This window comes from Candidatus Absconditicoccus praedator, assembly GCF_021057185.1.
GTDB classification, from domain to species: Bacteria; Patescibacteriota; Gracilibacteria; order Absconditabacterales; family Absconditicoccaceae; genus Absconditicoccus; species Absconditicoccus praedator.
In genome coordinates this window covers 121,782-138,186 of sequence record NZ_CP054059.1, presented here as the reverse complement: position 1 = coordinate 138,186, position 16,405 = coordinate 121,782, and the positions used below count along the sequence as shown (strand labels likewise).

Annotated in this window: 18 protein-coding genes; 1 reads left to right on the top strand and 17 read right to left on the bottom strand. The window is 28.0% G+C overall.

Annotation, left to right across the window (positions count from 1 at the left end):
* Positions 1 to 147: 147 nt before the first annotated feature.
* The 4 genes from cutA to HLG78_RS00680 form a co-directional block, all read right to left on the bottom strand.
* The gene (gene cutA / locus HLG78_RS00695; RefSeq protein WP_231178436.1) at positions 148 to 456 is read right to left on the bottom strand and encodes a divalent-cation tolerance protein CutA; all 309 of its coding nucleotides are present in this window, start codon (positions 454 to 456) and stop codon (positions 148 to 150) included.
* Between the two features lie 2 nt (positions 457 to 458).
* The gene (locus tag HLG78_RS00690) at positions 459 to 1,109 is read right to left on the bottom strand and encodes a hypothetical protein (RefSeq protein WP_231178434.1); all 651 of its coding nucleotides are present in this window, start codon (positions 1,107 to 1,109) and stop codon (positions 459 to 461) included.
* Positions 1,110 to 1,175: 66 nt separating this feature from the next.
* Positions 1,176 to 1,508, bottom strand: coding sequence for a thioredoxin (gene trxA, locus HLG78_RS00685; protein ID WP_231178431.1), 333 nt, complete (start codon positions 1,506 to 1,508; stop codon positions 1,176 to 1,178).
* A 103-nt stretch (positions 1,509 to 1,611) separates the two neighbouring features.
* On the bottom strand, positions 1,612 to 1,881 hold the full coding sequence (locus HLG78_RS00680) for a hypothetical protein (RefSeq protein ID WP_231178428.1): 270 nt from the start codon (positions 1,879 to 1,881) through the stop codon (positions 1,612 to 1,614).
* Between the two features lie 182 nt (positions 1,882 to 2,063).
* Here HLG78_RS00680 and HLG78_RS00675 point away from each other — a divergent pair, with 182 nt between their 5' ends.
* Entirely contained in the window at positions 2,064 to 2,840 is a 777-nt protein-coding gene (locus tag HLG78_RS00675; protein ID WP_231178425.1) for a hypothetical protein, read from the top strand.
* Between the two features lie 72 nt (positions 2,841 to 2,912).
* Here the strand turns inward: HLG78_RS00675 and HLG78_RS00670 are convergent, their stop codons facing one another.
* The 13 genes from HLG78_RS00670 to pheT all read right to left on the bottom strand — a co-directional run bounded on the left by HLG78_RS00670 (position 2,913) and on the right by pheT (position 16,339).
* Positions 2,913 to 3,974 carry a PAS domain S-box protein gene (locus tag HLG78_RS00670; RefSeq protein WP_231178423.1) on the bottom strand — a complete coding sequence of 354 codons (1,062 nt, stop codon included), beginning with the start codon at positions 3,972 to 3,974 and terminating at the stop codon, positions 2,913 to 2,915.
* 47 nt (positions 3,975 to 4,021) lie between these two features.
* Positions 4,022 to 4,624: an FMN-dependent NADH-azoreductase gene (locus HLG78_RS00665; protein WP_231178420.1), complete on the bottom strand. Its 603-nt coding sequence runs from the start codon at positions 4,622 to 4,624 to the stop codon at positions 4,022 to 4,024.
* A gap of 139 nt (positions 4,625 to 4,763) precedes the next feature.
* Positions 4,764 to 5,234, bottom strand: coding sequence for a hypothetical protein (locus HLG78_RS00660; RefSeq protein ID WP_231178418.1), 471 nt, complete (start codon positions 5,232 to 5,234; stop codon positions 4,764 to 4,766).
* Between the two features lie 26 nt (positions 5,235 to 5,260).
* Positions 5,261 to 5,539 (bottom strand): hypothetical protein, encoded by a 279-nt coding sequence (locus tag HLG78_RS00655; RefSeq protein ID WP_231178416.1) that lies wholly within the window; start codon positions 5,537 to 5,539, stop codon positions 5,261 to 5,263.
* Positions 5,540 to 5,555: 16 nt separating this feature from the next.
* Positions 5,556 to 6,011: a hypothetical protein gene (locus HLG78_RS00650; RefSeq protein WP_231178414.1), complete on the bottom strand. Its 456-nt coding sequence runs from the start codon at positions 6,009 to 6,011 to the stop codon at positions 5,556 to 5,558.
* A gap of 80 nt (positions 6,012 to 6,091) precedes the next feature.
* The gene (gatA, locus tag HLG78_RS00645; RefSeq protein ID WP_231178412.1) at positions 6,092 to 7,513 is read right to left on the bottom strand and encodes an Asp-tRNA(Asn)/Glu-tRNA(Gln) amidotransferase subunit GatA; all 1,422 of its coding nucleotides are present in this window, start codon (positions 7,511 to 7,513) and stop codon (positions 6,092 to 6,094) included.
* A gap of 4 nt (positions 7,514 to 7,517) precedes the next feature.
* The gene (locus HLG78_RS00640; RefSeq protein WP_231178410.1) at positions 7,518 to 7,799 is read right to left on the bottom strand and encodes a hypothetical protein; all 282 of its coding nucleotides are present in this window, start codon (positions 7,797 to 7,799) and stop codon (positions 7,518 to 7,520) included.
* Positions 7,800 to 7,860: 61 nt separating this feature from the next.
* Positions 7,861 to 9,273: a cation:proton antiporter gene (locus HLG78_RS00635; protein ID WP_231178407.1), complete on the bottom strand. Its 1,413-nt coding sequence runs from the start codon at positions 9,271 to 9,273 to the stop codon at positions 7,861 to 7,863.
* Between the two features lie 423 nt (positions 9,274 to 9,696).
* Complete coding sequence (locus tag HLG78_RS00630) at positions 9,697 to 10,578, bottom strand: hypothetical protein (protein ID WP_231178404.1); 882 nt, start codon at positions 10,576 to 10,578, stop codon at positions 9,697 to 9,699.
* Positions 10,578 to 11,672, bottom strand: coding sequence for an FtsW/RodA/SpoVE family cell cycle protein (locus HLG78_RS00625; RefSeq protein ID WP_231178403.1), 1,095 nt, complete (start codon positions 11,670 to 11,672; stop codon positions 10,578 to 10,580). Before HLG78_RS00625 ends, HLG78_RS00630 begins: the two co-directional genes overlap by 1 nt.
* 232 nt (positions 11,673 to 11,904) lie before the next feature.
* Positions 11,905 to 12,900, bottom strand: coding sequence for a lipid II:glycine glycyltransferase FemX (locus HLG78_RS00620; protein ID WP_231178402.1), 996 nt, complete (start codon positions 12,898 to 12,900; stop codon positions 11,905 to 11,907).
* Positions 12,900 to 13,763: an amino acid kinase family protein gene (locus HLG78_RS00615; RefSeq protein WP_231178401.1), complete on the bottom strand. Its 864-nt coding sequence runs from the start codon at positions 13,761 to 13,763 to the stop codon at positions 12,900 to 12,902. Before HLG78_RS00615 ends, HLG78_RS00620 begins: the two co-directional genes overlap by 1 nt.
* 110 nt (positions 13,764 to 13,873) lie before the next feature.
* Positions 13,874 to 16,339, bottom strand: coding sequence for a phenylalanine--tRNA ligase subunit beta (gene pheT, locus HLG78_RS00610; protein WP_231178400.1), 2,466 nt, complete (start codon positions 16,337 to 16,339; stop codon positions 13,874 to 13,876).
* Positions 16,340 to 16,405: the final 66 nt, after the last annotated feature.

Here is a 16,405-nt window from a genome sequence, read left to right as displayed (position 1 = left end):
GAGTCAGAAAAACTCTTGTTTTGGATTAAACATTGATTCTTGTAAAAATAGAATTTCATAGTATACACTTTCATACAAACATTTTTACCAATAAACAACTTAATTTTACAAAACAACCCAAAAATTTCAATAAAATTTGATAAAAAACTACAAAACTTCACTATCCACCCATTCTTCAAACTCTTTGTTGGCTTCTGATTGAACTTTTATTATACAAGGAGTTTCATAAGAATGTACTTTCTCAACTTCAGATTTGATCTTTGACCAATTTCTCTCCATAGACTTGCACAACGCCACCACTTCATTTTCATTTTCAAGATTTCACTTCCACATAAAACTACTTTGTATAGAAAATTTATTGGCACAGGCTATGAGCTTTTGTTCCAATAAATGAGAAATTACCGTATCTGCTTCTTTATTATCAGAATTTACAACATACACTAATATAAATCACATAACTATTTTGTTTCAAAAGATAAAGCCTTTCTGATATCTTCTCATAATGGATATATATTAGAATACATTCCCCTATCTAGTTCTTGAGATCATATCTGAAACAAATAACTACTTGCAAACAATTTTTGAGCAACATCCTCTGGAAGCTCTCATGCAAAATAATTCCATATAGCAATTGTTTGAACTTTTGGATTTCTTGTAGATTTACGCATTCATACATAACTACCAAGATACTTATAAGTAATTTCCAAAGCATCTTTTATATCCAAAATCACATCTTCTTGATCTCATACCTTTTCAATAGATAGCTCTTCTAGCACCTCTCTTCAAGGATCAAACTCCACCAGCTTTTCTCTTTTCTCCAAAATTTCTCTTATAATTTGATATTGAATCTCCTTTGGTATATAAAACCTTGCATCATAAGTTCAGTCTTCGTTTACTGAAAAATCAAAAGCACCCAATCTTTTTAGATACTCATAATCAAAAACTTGTGCTGCTCATCACACACAAGTTAATACTCTTTCTCAACTTTGTTCTAAACTATTCTTATTCAAAATACCTACTAATTTTTCTTGAAACAAAGAAACTTTGTTTGCAACTGAAACTCTCAATACACTATCTCAACAATAATCCGGATAGTTAAATTTTTTCATTTTGAGTTATTATAAAGAAAGTAGATATTTTATTGTAAAGGCAACAAAAACTTCAAGGTATAGTTTTTATAAAACCTCATTTAATCTTTGATTTATCACATCCACTGATTGAACACCCATCATAGGCTCACCCTGGATTTGTCAGTTTTTGAAAATTAGTAATGTTGGTATACTCATCACTCCATAATTAGCAGCATATTGCTGGCTTTCATCTACATTTACTTTTACAAATTTTACTTTTCATTCATAATCAACAGAAAGATTTTCAAAAGTTGGAGCAAATTGGTTACAAGGACCACACCAAGGTGCCCAAAAATCTACTATTACAGGAATATCGGAATTCAAAACTTCTTGCTCAAATTGTTGATCGTTTACTTCTATTACTTTTCCTCAAGCCATAAAAACTTAGTTATAATTTAAATATTTCATATCAACTAATGATATTTTAGCAACATAAATAATAATTTTTTCTTTCTAATCAACAAAACAAAAAATTAGAATGCTAGTATTCAAAATATAATTTGTATACAATCCTTTTTAATGTCTTAAGAATATTTTTACTAACTGACACAAATCACTTAACAGCAAGTACCTCAAATTGTTCTATTTTATTCATAGTAGTTTGAAAAAGAATTAAAAACTTATTTGAATTAATCTCTAGGATCACCTCATATGTAGAATCTCAGACCCTTCTAAATGCAGCAGCTATAGACTCAATATTTACTGTTTTGCAAGATACATTATCACACATAAATAATTTCAACTGCTGCATTAAAACATTATTTAACATATAAATTCTTACATATTACTTCCTGAATTGACTGAAATAGTTTTACAGTTTTTTTAATTAATTTCAATAGACACTTTCTTAAAATTTTTATAGAAACTTTATGTTGATTTTTATAGAAAAATCGTTATAAATTTTTTACTTTAAATAGCCTAATAGACAGGAAAATGAAAAACACTTATTTCAACAATGTTGTTAAGAAAATATTAAAAAGCAAAAATAAGATTGTATCAACACAAAAAATAAAAAAAATAGTACAAAACATCCTAGATACAAACTACAATGACTCCAAAGCATACAAAATTATTTATTACCTAAAAAATAGATGATACATCGTATCAATCAAAAAAAACATTTTTTTTGTAAAAGATCCTAATACAGAAATTACAGAAGAAGATCTAATAGAAAAATATTACTGGGATATACTAAAAAATCACTGCAAAGAAAATTTTGATAAAGATCGATATATTTGATGAATAAAAGCACTACAATTAAACATAAATGATTTTTCTATACCAGAAGAAATTCAAATAATAAATCCAAACAAACAAGCCAAGGAGGTTGTACTTTCCTGAAAGTATGTAAATTTTAAAAAATATAAAACTTGAAAAGAAAACATTTTCAAAAAACTAAAAAAACACACCAACAAGACAAAAATTTGAAAAAACGTGTTCCAGTATTCATGTATAGAATTAGCCTTACTTGAAAGCTTGTATAGTCCAGATATTATTGTAGAAAAATACAATCAAGAACTAACCAAAAAAATTCTAAAAAAATACAAAAAAATTATTGACTATAAAGTTATAGAAAAAATTATAGATCTTTGAAAGTATCACACAAGTATCAATAGGTTGTATAAAATTTCTATGAGTATAGACCCAAAACTTTGAGAAAATTTTGCAAATGTAATAAAGAAAAAAAGTTTTTTCTTGGAGTTAAATTAAGTTTTTTAGAAAACCAATTCAACAAAAAAATAAAACAGATCTAAAAGCAAGTTTAAGAATTTTTGAAAACAACTACAAAGAATACACATCAACTTTTTTGTGAAATCAACGAATTTTTATATTACCAATAAAATCTGCTTGAAGAGAATTTTTTATATTTTCATAACAAAAATAGTCTATCAAGATATTGGTTCAAAATCTTTTGTTTGCTCACTCAAGTCTAGAAGCTAAGTTTACAGGTCATCCAATAACAGTATAATCAAACTTTACATCTGTTCAAATATTTCATACCAAACAATCTCAACTACTTATTCATATACGAATATTCACATCATCCAACAAAATTTTTTTTACTTCATTTTTAAATTCAGAAATATTCCCAATAATTTCTAAAGCAGCCTTACAAGCATTTTGTGAATGAAACTCATTTTCTTCAAATCAGTTTCGCACACACATTACATTATCTCAAATATACTTATCAACACTTCCTCAATATTTTTGAACATATTTTACAATATACTTGAAAAACAAAGAAGATAATTCCACCACTTTCTTTGTACCAAACTTATCAGTAAGAAATGTATAATCTTCCATATCTACAAACATTACAGTAAGATTTCTTTTTTCAAAATCAGTAGGCAACTTGTTTTCTGAAATTATTTTTTCTATAAGATTTTGAGAAACATACTTATTGAATGCATATGTTATAAAATCATACTGTCTTTTAATCTTTTCTTCAAAATCTTTTTCTTTAGTAATATCCTGCCTTAAAGATATAAACTCCAATATGTTTCAATTTTCATCCAGTATAGGCTTCACCATAGCTTTTACCCAATAATATCATCAATTCTTCTTTTGATTTTTGATTGTTCACCAAAATGGTTGTTTTTTATTTTTTATTGTATCCCACATATCTGCGAAAAACTCATCCGACATTTCAGGATGTCTTACCATATTATGAGAGTTTCAAATCAGCTCTTCTCGAGTGTATCCAGAAATTTCACAAAATTTTTCGTTTGCGTATGTGATATTTCAGTCTATATCAGTTTTTGAAACAATAGTTCATTCTTGTATAGCTTCAAAATATTGAAATGCTAAATTATTAAATCAGTCATCATTTTTATTTTTATACATAATTTGTTAGACAAATAGAAAATTAAAATCCTCTAAAATTTTTTAAATTAAACCACTTCATCTATTTCTTTCTTCAAGTTTGATAAATTGTCTTGTAGTTGGTTATCACTCAAAACACCTGTTCACTCCAGCCAAAATTGTCTTACACTGTTTACTCAAATAAAATTCAATAATTTTTTAGTTTCAGATGATAAATTGTCCATATTTTCAGATTTTTCTCATTTGAAAATTCATCATCTTGCTCATACAACATAAGCAGTCTTTATATTATGTACAAGTCATTCAAAACCATTTTCTCAAATCTTAAAAGTAGACTGAGGTTTTATTATCAAGTCAAAGTAAGCTTTTAAAATAGCTGGCATACCAAAATTCCACATTGGAGTAGAAATTATAAGAATTTCAGCTTCCAACAACTTATTTATATAATTTTGCTGAGTATCTGCAATTATTTTTGATTCAGAAGAAAGACCATCATAATCCAGTTTGCCAAAATGATAACCCAAAGATTCACTTGTAAGAAAAGGCACTTCTGATTTTATCAAATCTACAAAATCAGTTTCTCAGACGATTTTTGAGTCTATATAATCTCACAAAACTTTAGAATATGAATTTTCTCAATTGGGTGATGCATTAATATATAATTTTTTCATTCTAATATTTTTATACATAAATAACTACATAAAAATACTACTCATTTGAACAACAAAAATCAAGCAGAAATTATATTTCAAAATTATTTCAATTTTATACAAAAAATACAACTTGCTTAGGATAAACCAAATATCAAAACTAATAATTGAAATATGTGAAAAACTCTTTTTTAAAAATTTTTGGAGAAATAAGAATTTGCCTTCAATCTGTGGTATATATCTTATATATATTATTCAAACCTGTAGTAAATAAAACTTCTCAAGTAAAAAAATTATACCTAACTCAAAATCATTTGAACCAAGACTCTTTTCATATATATTCAACTTTTTCTATATTGTGCTTTTCTATAAAATATTTTTTGTTTCAAACTGAGTTTATAGTAATTCAAGATTTGTCAAATTCATAACTAATTCAATTAACTATTCTTATTACCACATAAAACCCAAAACCAAAAACAACTATAGCAAGGTAATAATACCAAGGGATATCCCATCACAACAATATCAAAACCGCCCAAGCATTTATTAATATCAAAACTGATAATCAATTCAATAATACCAAAAAAATACTCCATATATCTTTATGTCAAACTGTTCTATATCATTCCATACTGAATCAACATTAAAATTAAAATATTAGCTTATATAAGATTTTGCTACTGATAATGCTTCTTTTTGTGTGTCAGTATATTCAGACTCACTATCTATTTTACTTAAAAATTTTTTTATTATTAATCAATTTTTATATTTTTTTGACTTTTCAAGCAATTTGAAAAAAACATTAACATCTTCATTATACAAAAAATCCAACATTTTATTGCAGTTTGATTCTACTATAGAAGTCTCCAGACTATTAAGTCATTGTTTATTTTCCTCTAAAAATTCTTTAAATGCGTTTGAAGACTCAGCAGCCATATTATTAGAATTAATTTTAAATTTTCAGCTTTCTTCATAATCTTTCTGCAAATCATTGCTCAAAATCAGATAACATCTGAAGCTTATCATTTAGGTTCAATACAAATTGTTTTATTGTATCAGGCTCATCGGCCAAAGTATGAATCATATTAGCATTTTTTGTAACAAACACTATATTTTTTATAGATTCTGTTTGTTCATCAAGCTCCAAAGCAAAACCATAAAAATTTTCCCAAGGAAAAAACTTTGATCATATTTTTAATCACTCATCTCTAATTTTTATTGTCACTTTTTTCAAAGAAATTATTGAATACAACAAATATCATCACAACATCAAAAAAAGCACAATTATACCTGATATATTTCCTGTTACAAATGAAGCTATTATCAATAAGACAAAAGACGCAACAAATGTAATATACCACCATTGAGTTCTTTCAAACCTTTCTCAATCATAAACTTTAACTTCCATAAATTAAGATAATTAATAAATCTTATTATCCAACATTATATATATTTTTATAAAAAATCAAAACAAAATTTAAAATTATTTTAGTTGTTTTTTTCCAAAGCTGAAGATACAGCAAAAATATTATCTTCTCTCCACTGATTTGCCATTATATGAATTCACACTGGCAAATCTGATCAGTCTTTATTTACAAAACCTCATGGAACTGAGATTGCAGGCAATCAAGCCAGATTTGCTGGTATAGTATATATATCAGAAAGATACATTTTCAATGGATCATTTGTTTTTTCTCATATTTTCCAGGCAGCTGTAGGAGCTACAGGACCTACTATTGCATCATATTCAGCAAATATTTTATCAAAATCTTTCTTTATAAGTTTTCTTATCTTCTGAGCTCTAAGATAATAAGCATCATAATAACCTGCACTCAAAACATATGTTCCTACTATTATTCTTCTTTTTGTCTCATCACCAAAACCTTCTTTTCTTATATTAGAATAGTAATCATATATACTATCAAAATCAAAACTGTCTTTTTGATGTCAAAATCTTATACCATCAAATCTAGACAAGTTAGTACTTAGTTCAGCTGGCATCACCACATAATACACAGACAAAGCATATTCAAGCATAGGAAAATCAATATACTCTACCTGTGCTCACAAAGATTCAATTTTAGAAATATTTTCTTTAACTACTTTTTTCACATCTTCATCAATTCATTCTCCAAAAAACTCATTGAACACAGCAATTTTATATCATTTCAAATCTTTTGTTTTGACTGCATCATCCCAAGAATCATAATCTTCTTTGTGTACACTTGTAGCATCATTTTCATCTTTTCAAGACATAGCCTTCAAAAGTATAGAAGCATCTTCTACAGTTTTAGTAAATGTTCAAGCCTGATCCAATGATGAAGCCATAGCCTGAATACCAAATCTAGAAACTCTTCAATATGTTGGTTTCAAACCTACTACCCCACACATACTAGCAGGTTGTCTTATACTTCATCAAGTATCTGTACCAAGAGCAGCTATACAGCCATCAGAAGCAACAGCAACTGCAGATCATCCAGAAGACCCCCCAGGAATCATATTTTCTCAGTACGGGTTTTTTGTTACTCAAAAATATGAGTTTTCGGTACTACTTCACATAGCAAACTCATCCATATTTGTTTTCCCAATCATACAAGCTCAGGCTTGTTTAAGATTTTGTGTTACTGTAGACTCATAAACTCAAATATAATTTTCAAGCATTTTTGAACCACAACTTGATACATATCATTTTGTAATAAAGTTGTCTTTTACTCATATTGGAGCTCATCTCAAAGGAAGCTGTTGCAAGGATTGAATATTTTCTTTTATATAATCTTCGTGAAATCTAACATATGAAAAATACTTGTCATTTTCTTTTTGAGCTTTATTTAGATAATCTTCTACTATAGATTCAGGTTGGATAGTATTGTTATCAACTTTGTTAATATAATCTTTTAATGTATAATTCATTTATCTATTCTAATAACTGATTTAAAACATCTTCCATTTCTCAAAGATCATCATCAGAATCATCTTCTACTTGGATTTCTTGCTCATCAGGTGCAATATGTTGATCAACATCATCTGCTTGCTCAGCTTCACTTTCTGATTCAGACAAGTTCTCTCACTCATTAAGTAATTTTTCTCATCACTCATAGATTTTTTCTCAAACCTTATCAGCTTCATCCGAAATGTTACATCATGTTGATACAAACAAAACAAAACTCAATCCAGAGATCACCAAAAGTTTTTTCATTATAAGTCTAATTTTTAAACTCTAAGATTATAACAAGCTAAAAAAATTTTTCAATAGATTATTAACAGTTATCACAAGCTCATTTTTTTAGCAAGTTATTCAAAATCACTGGTGCAATAAATGTTGTAAGTATCACAACAATAATAATTATACCAAACACCTCATTACTAATAGCTCACATTCAAAGACCTATAGATGCAAACACAAGTCATACCTCTCATCTTGGAGTCATTCAAAGACCAACTACATGTTTATTCATGCCAGTAGCTACAAATCAAGAAAGATATTTTCACAGAAAAGCCAAAACAGTAAGTATCAAAGACAAAGCTACAACACTTAAGTCACTAAATACAGTCAAATCTAGCTGCATTCAGGTCATCACAAAAAACAATGGAATCAACATCATTCATATTGGTTCTATTAGATCTTCTAAGTTTCTTCTTTCATGAGATTTTAATATATTATCAAATCTATCCTTATCCTCTTTTTTTAGATCTACAGAATCTACATAAGATTTCATATCATTAACCACATGAATATCTTTGTAATATTTGAAGTAAACAGGATCAAGTATAAGTCATGCAGCAAAAGCACCTATTATAGGATCCAAACCTGCCAAATCTGCCAAATATGCAAATATCAAACAAAAAGAAATAACTATAGTAAACTTCATTCAAAGACCAGTACTTATCTTAGCAAAAGCTTTACTAATTGGTCACTCCAAAAGCTGTCACAAAACTATAGCTCAAAACAGGAAAACAAATGCTTGTAAAATTATCGATCCTATTTCCATGAAATTCAATCATCCAGTAGGATCTGCTACTATAGCTGTAATAATAGCCAGTATCAAAAGTCACAAAACATCGTCTATCACCGCTGCTCAAAGAACTATCTGTCACTCTTTGGATTGCACCATATTATTATCTTTGAAAACAGACATGGTAATACCCACAGAAGTTGCTGTAAAGGCAGCTCACAAGAACAACCAAGTAGCAATACCATCATCTGGCAAAAGTCGCATACTTGTAAAATAACCCAATACAAAGGGCAAAATCACTCATACCAATGCTACATTTATTGCCTTGATTCATACTCTTTTCATTTGCCCTATCTCTGATTCCAGTCATATCTGGAACAAAAGTATCAAAACTCACAACTGAGACAAAAACATAAGCAATGGATTTTCTTTGATTGGTTCAAAAAAATCTATTCAAACCAGAAAAAGGTTTCATAATACTACTCAAGCCAAAAGTTGTCACAAGACCGAAGGGAATCAAATTTTTTCTACAAGTCATCATAGTTTTGAAAAAATTAGAATTATAGCCAGAGCAAAGAAAGTAAAAGCAACACTTTCTCAAGCCAATTCTGATGGTCAGGCAGCCATTGTCAAAGGTGTATACAAAAGCAAAAATGCCAAAAGTCAAATTATCAGATTATTTTTTCTTTTCAAGATATAGTTAAGAAAGGATCACATAATATTTTTAAGGATTTAAAAACAAAAAGTTTTTATAATCAAAAAAACTCTGATTTCAAGAGCAAACTAACAAATTGACATTCAAAAAATTATGATATTTCAATTTTAAAGACAAATCACACCTACAATATTCATTTGATGTTTGAAGGATGTAGCACACCTCAAACTTGGCGCGATGATTTAGGGATGCCACACACCCTCAACTCCGCGCGATAATTTAGGGGTGGTCCATACCTTAAACTCCGCGCGGTAACTTAGGGATGCTGTATATCTCAAACTTCGCGCGATAATTTAGGGGTAAAGTATAATAATTTGAGGCAAATTTCCTTTTTACCCTGAGTTAAGAAAAACTTTAAATTACTAAAAATTTAGACTTTTGTGAATATAAGCTTTCATAACAATAAAACTCCATAAAACAAAGCATTACTTTACAAAATATTTCAAAGTTCAACAATCAAGCTTTTCCTTGTCGAAATCTTCAAACTCAAATCACGACAAAATTTCTTCTTTAATAGTTTCTACAAAATATTTCTTAGGATTGAAATCTATATTTACAATATCTTTCAAGTAATTTTTGAAACTTTCCAAAACCTCATAATCTGATGTGGACAACTGATAAACATACGACATATCTGTTTTCAAAAAATCCTGTTTCACAAAAATTCAGTTGTTTTTCAAAAAATTTCAAATATCGCTGAAAAACTCCTCTCCTCAGATAAGATTTAGGCTCAATGGTAGGTGTAACTTGAAGTTATTGATTTGAAATCAACCATTATCATTTTCTTGTGTATCAAAATTTCAATAAAAAAGCCCAAGCCCTAAAAGAAAAGAAAAAACCTTTTCTACATCATTGTACTCGATACACTCATACACATCCTTTTTGATATCTTCAAAAGAAAAATTTATATCATTATTTATCATATACTTTCAACTTGGATGAAAAAAAACATCACTCCCCAAAACTTCAAGCACATCATTCACTTCCTGTTGAGTATCAACATCATATCAAAACAAAACCGAATACAATTTTCAAGTATTCTCATCAAATTCTTGAAAAATATTAACTCCATAAAGAAAAAACAAAATATTTGGTATATCATAGAAAAAAGGCTGCCTATCCAAAACCCTAAAAACAGTCATTTTATCAGAAACAAGTTTGATATCTTTTTCTTTCAGATTTTGTCTATAATATATAATCAAAGAATTATTTTTGCACTTAAACTTTTGTGAGTTTATAGAAAATTCTACAATTTCATCAAAAATACTTTTCCCACACACAAATCAATTTTCATCCAAAAAAGCCATTATGTTTTTTCGGTTATTATTTTGTAAAGCAAAACTATCTGGACAAAATTTATCATCAATGCTGTTCATCAATAACTTACAAAAGGCAATGTTATTCAAGTCAATGGTAGTATATTTACATTAACTCATATATTCACAAAAGCTTGTATCATTATCAAAGATATTATTCCCACTCATAAAACCCTAAAATACTCATTTTTGACATACCTTAGGTTTTTGAGAAAAAAATATGAAAGCAAAAAATATAAAGTCAGCAATATACTATTTCACAAAAATCCTACTTCTTCTGAAAAAGCTGCAAACACAAAATCAGACTGAGCTTCTGGAATATAACCAAATTTTTGAAGTCATTTTCAGTATCAAGCTCACAAGAATCATCAGCCTCATATAGCAGTAAGAGCTTGCTGAGTTTGCCAACCTATTCATCTAGCATCCTCATCAACACTTGGATCAAAAAAGTACTCAAATCTTACTCTAATATAATCAAACTGCATTCATATAGTATATCACAAAAACAATCATACAAACAAAAGTCACAAAACATATTTAATCTTTCATCAAGCATACCAGTACATTATCAAAGCCACTGGACCTATCACCATTAGTGTTCAAAGATCTGGAATCGCCAAAAATATTACAGAAAAAACACCAGCCACTATCAAAAAAGCTATAAATCAGGGAATACTAGAAAGTTCTTTTTTCTTTCTTACAAACCATCCAGACAAAAATATTACAAATCAAAGCTTGAACAGCTCTGCTGGCTGTACAGTTCACAATCATTGTATATAAAGCCATCATTTTGATCATTGAAGCTCTATTCAAATTGGTGTAAACACTAAAAGCTGGAATAAGACCACAAATATAAATATAATATTTCTGTACTCTTGGATAAACCTAAGAGGAATTTTGTAAGCTATAATTGCAACTATCAGTCATATAATAAGACTTTGCATTTGTCTTAGGAAATAAAAATAATTGGAAGGCTCTAGGTTTTCCAATCATACTGTAAGGCGGAAAGATTCATATATACTTACCGAGTACATAGCCAAAACTCCAAATATAGTTAGCAATATTCAAACAACTATTATCTGCACTTTAATAAAAAATTAGCTTATAAATATATATTTAATGAAAAAACGCTTGTAACACAAAAAACTCTCTATTATTCTAAGAATACATATCAAACATCCATACACTATATAAATAAAGAAATAGTTTAATATTTCAATAGAAATAAATATATTCATTAAATTTATTAGATATATTTTTTAAGCAAAATTGGAGTCTAAACAAATATAAAACCAATAAACCTAAATCCAAGTTATTTTATGATCTAAATTTTCTTGATACTTCAAAAACATTGTACAAAAAATTACTCAAAACCAAATCAAAGTTTCCAACATACTGCACAAAATTTCAGCCCAAAGATTTTTTAAAATCTGAAACTGATACCAACGGGTGATCAGCATCACCGGCAGGAGCCACTCATAACAAATCAAACTGCCTGTATCAAAGAGTCTTTAAATGATTGAACAAACTATATTTTAGAAAATGATGTTGTCATATATTCCCAAACTCTCTACTAGCAGCTCAATACAAATAGTATACCTCATCGTTTTCATAAACACAAATTGAACCTGCTACAATTTTTCAATCTTTTTTGACCAAAAACAAATCACCTACTTCCTCATTTTTACAAAAGTGAATCAAGTTTTCATAATCTTTCTTTGGTAAAATAGAATATCATTTTGAACCTAAAGTTGTATACCACAAATTGTAAAATTCTTCAATATCTTCTTTATTTGCAATACCAAACTCTAATCATTTTGATTTACCTTTTTTTATTTTTTGTTTTGTATTCTTACTTATTTCATTCCAAATTTCTTCTTCGGATTTTTCCAAATCTATCAAAACGGTTGCTGGAGGCATATTCTCTCTAAATGAAGGTTTAAGATTGTATTTTTTTGTAATATCTGATGATATTTTCTTTTGGTTATTTCTAATATTTTCTACTATAACTGAATCTTTCATATCAGAAGATCTTGCTTCATCAACAATATTTGTAAAACCAAACTGAAAGAGTATATTACCAAAGTCACCCCCAAACTGTCTTTTTATGTTTTGAAGTTCATTTGAAAAGTTATTATCAAAATCTACATCAACCCCCATCACCTGATACCACCTAAATTTAACTCAAAATTTTGATTTTTCTTTAACAATTCCAAAATATTTTTTACCCAAAATTTCTACCTCAAAAGTAGGCTTTTTCAAAATATCTTTATTAATAGTTTTCCATAGTAAAGACTGGTATAATTTAGACATTAATTTTTAGAAAATGTAGTAAACTTATCAGATGGTACACTTCTATCAAAAGATCACAATACAGTTGCAAGATCGGAAGAAGTGTCTGCTATCACACTTTTATCTACTATATCGTTACTCACCAACCAGTGATGAATTCAAGTTTTTGTTTTCATTCATCATCTTCAAGAAGAAGATTTTCAGTTGCATAATTTTGCAATCTCTTCTTGAGGTGTTTTATCTGGATTTACATAAGGAATCACAAATTGTCAATCTTGAGTAATTTCACACAAAGGCGAATTGGAGTAAGTCACCAAATATATATTCTCCCAGTTTCCATAATGCCTCATCAACTCTGCAACATAACCAGAATTATAATCATTATCTTCCAATCTATCTATTCACTCAATTTCTATTCTATCAGTAGAATCATTATAGTTACAAACAGGTATTGATCATACACCCAAATTTGCCACTATAGTATCATATATGTTTTTATCCTGTTGGGTTTTAATATTATCATAAAGGCTAGAAAGTATTTTTCTAATTCTTTGACTAGTCTCCATACTATTTATATCAATAGAAGGAACATAGTTTATCAAAATCTGTCATACTTTAGGTCATACAACCTCTTTCCAAAAATTTATCAGCTCTGGTTGTCACAAACTTGCCATCAATGCATCATTTGACATATTTTCTCAGTGAAACATTCTTCAAAGTTTTGCTGCTCAAGATGAAACTACTACAAAGTCCATATCTTCCTTTTTTGAAGAGATCACATTACCAATTTGTTTTCTAAAATTTTCAACATGTTGAGACCAAGAAGTGTTTTCTGGACAGATAGTTTCTGAACCAAACTTCAGGATACAAAGACTGTCTTTCATTATCAAAACAAAATAATTTATAAATACAAAATTAATAATTATTTATAACTTAAAGTCAATACTTCTTGATAATAAGATTTTATATTTTAAAATACAATTTTTATGTAAAACTACTCTCTTACTTCTCATCATACTGACTTTACATTTTCTATTGCTTCTCGCATATGTTTATTAATTTCATCAGAACTACTATCTCATTTTCATCTTATTTTCAATGTCAAAGATATACTTTTTTTGTTTTCTGGAAGATTTTCTCAAAAATATATATCAAAAACATCCACATCTTCTATTCACTCTACTTTATTGATTTGTTCTATTATTTTTCAATATTGAAAATCTTTGTCTACCACAAAACTAACATCTCTAAATACTATTTGATCTTGTAATGTTTCATAATAAGATTTTCAGATCTTTTTGTCAAATGCCTCAACAATACTACTTATTTTCTCCAAACACAATTCTACATAACATATCTGACTATTTTCAAAAAATTTAAAATTTTCATAATATATAGGATGCAAAACTCATATATATCAAATCTCTTCATCTCACAAAAATATTTTTCATTGTTTTTTGGGATGGAAATAAGATTTATCAGTTGGCTGATAATCAATATTCAAATCTATTCACATACTTCATATAAAACCTCTAACATAAGACTTAGCCAACAAACTCAAATCTTCTTGCCATCAGTCAATTGATCTTTTATATAAAGCAAATGAAAGTCTTTTTTGCTCCACTACACTATCTGAAGTTTTGTACCAAACTTTACCAGTATCATATATTTTTATAAAATCAAACTCTCTAAAATTTTTAGCTACAGAAGAAACCATACTTCAAAGCATATCTGATCTTAGGTATCTTTGCTGATAGTCTATAGGATTTTCAAGCTCTACTAGTTGTGACTTATCAACTCCAAAAACATCAAGGATATCTTCATTTATCCATGGATAAGTTTCTATCTGATCAAAATCATAATCTTTTGAAAAAACATCCTCTATCTTTCTTTGTAAATTAACTTCTTGAGTAAATTCTACATTCTCAAGATCCCAAGACAATGGAATTTCTTTAATATTATCATATCAATAAATTCTAGCAAATTCTTCTACAACATCCTCTTTGATATTTATATCTTCTGGAGATCTTCGAACTGGTACTTTTATAGTATTATTTCATACAAATACAAATCACAATCATTCAAGTGTGTTTTTTATATCACCTTGTAAATCTGCTTCTTTTCAAAAAACAAATTTTTCTATATTTGAAATATCTATATCAATTGTTTTGGTATACAAAGACCTTGTAAACTGATCTGCATAAAAATTAGTTCAACCTATTTGATAATCTCACAATGTTTTATAAAAAAACTTTAATTCTTCCAAAAAAATTATGCTAGCATACAAAGAAAAAAGTGGGTTAATATTCTTCTCATATCTTATTTGAGCATCAGTTCTCAATCAAAGTCTAGTTCAAGTTTTTCTAACCCTAACATTATCAAAATTTGCTATTTCAACAAGTATATTTTTGGTATTTTCATCAACACAAGAATTATTTGATCACATTACTCAAGCTAAAGCCAATATCTTTTCATCATCTGCTATTACAAGATCATTACTATTTAGAGTATGCTTTTCTCAAAACAGATCTTCAAACTCTTCTCAGTCTTTTGCATCTTTGATTCTTATATTCCCTTTCACTTTGTCTGCATCAAAGAAATGAATTGGCTGTCAAGTAAAAAACAAAAATAAATTACTAAAATCAACCCAGTTATTTTTTGGAGTAAGTCATAAGTCTAACAAATTCAATCTTGTATAAAAATCAGATTGTTCAACATTTATGTTATCTATGCTCATCAAAATATAGGATCTCAATCATGAAGTTTCTGAAATAATCTCTTTTTCTAATGGTTTTGTATTTTCTAACATTTCAAAAACATTTATGTTTGAGAAATCTTCCATATATGAGTTTATTTTACTATACCTTAATTTGTTTTTTGGATATATTGCAAATATTTCTGTACTCAATCAAAAATGTCCAGTAAGATCAGGCCTGTTTGTCAAAGTTTTATTTTCTACATCTATAATTGCATTTTCTAAATAAGTTGCAACATTTTTTAGAGGTTTTCATATATCAGACTGCTCTACCAAAATATCTTCATCCAACAACCATATCCAATGTTTATCTGTATCTTCATTTATTCACAATTCTTCTTTTGAACAAATCATACCTGCTGAATCAAGTCACCTCATCTTCCTTTCTCAAATTTTTAGATCTATATGTGAAAGGTAACATCCTGGTAATGCTACAGCTACAAATCTGTTTGAAACTATATTTTCTCATCAAGTAATTATTTGAAATTTTCAGTGTTCTCCACAGTCTACCTGACAAACATACAATTTGTCTGCATCAGGGTGTTTTTCTACTTTTGTAGTCTTTCAAACAACCAACTCATCTGGAAGCTGTCTTTTTTTGACTTCTTCTACTTCACAAGACTTCAATGTTAAATTTTTTACTAAATTTTCATAACTATCATCAATATTTATCAACCTACCAATCATATTTCAACTATACAACATATTTTTTTGAGAGCTTAATTACTAAAAACTATTATCTAAAAGTTAATCTTAAGAAGAATTTAAAAA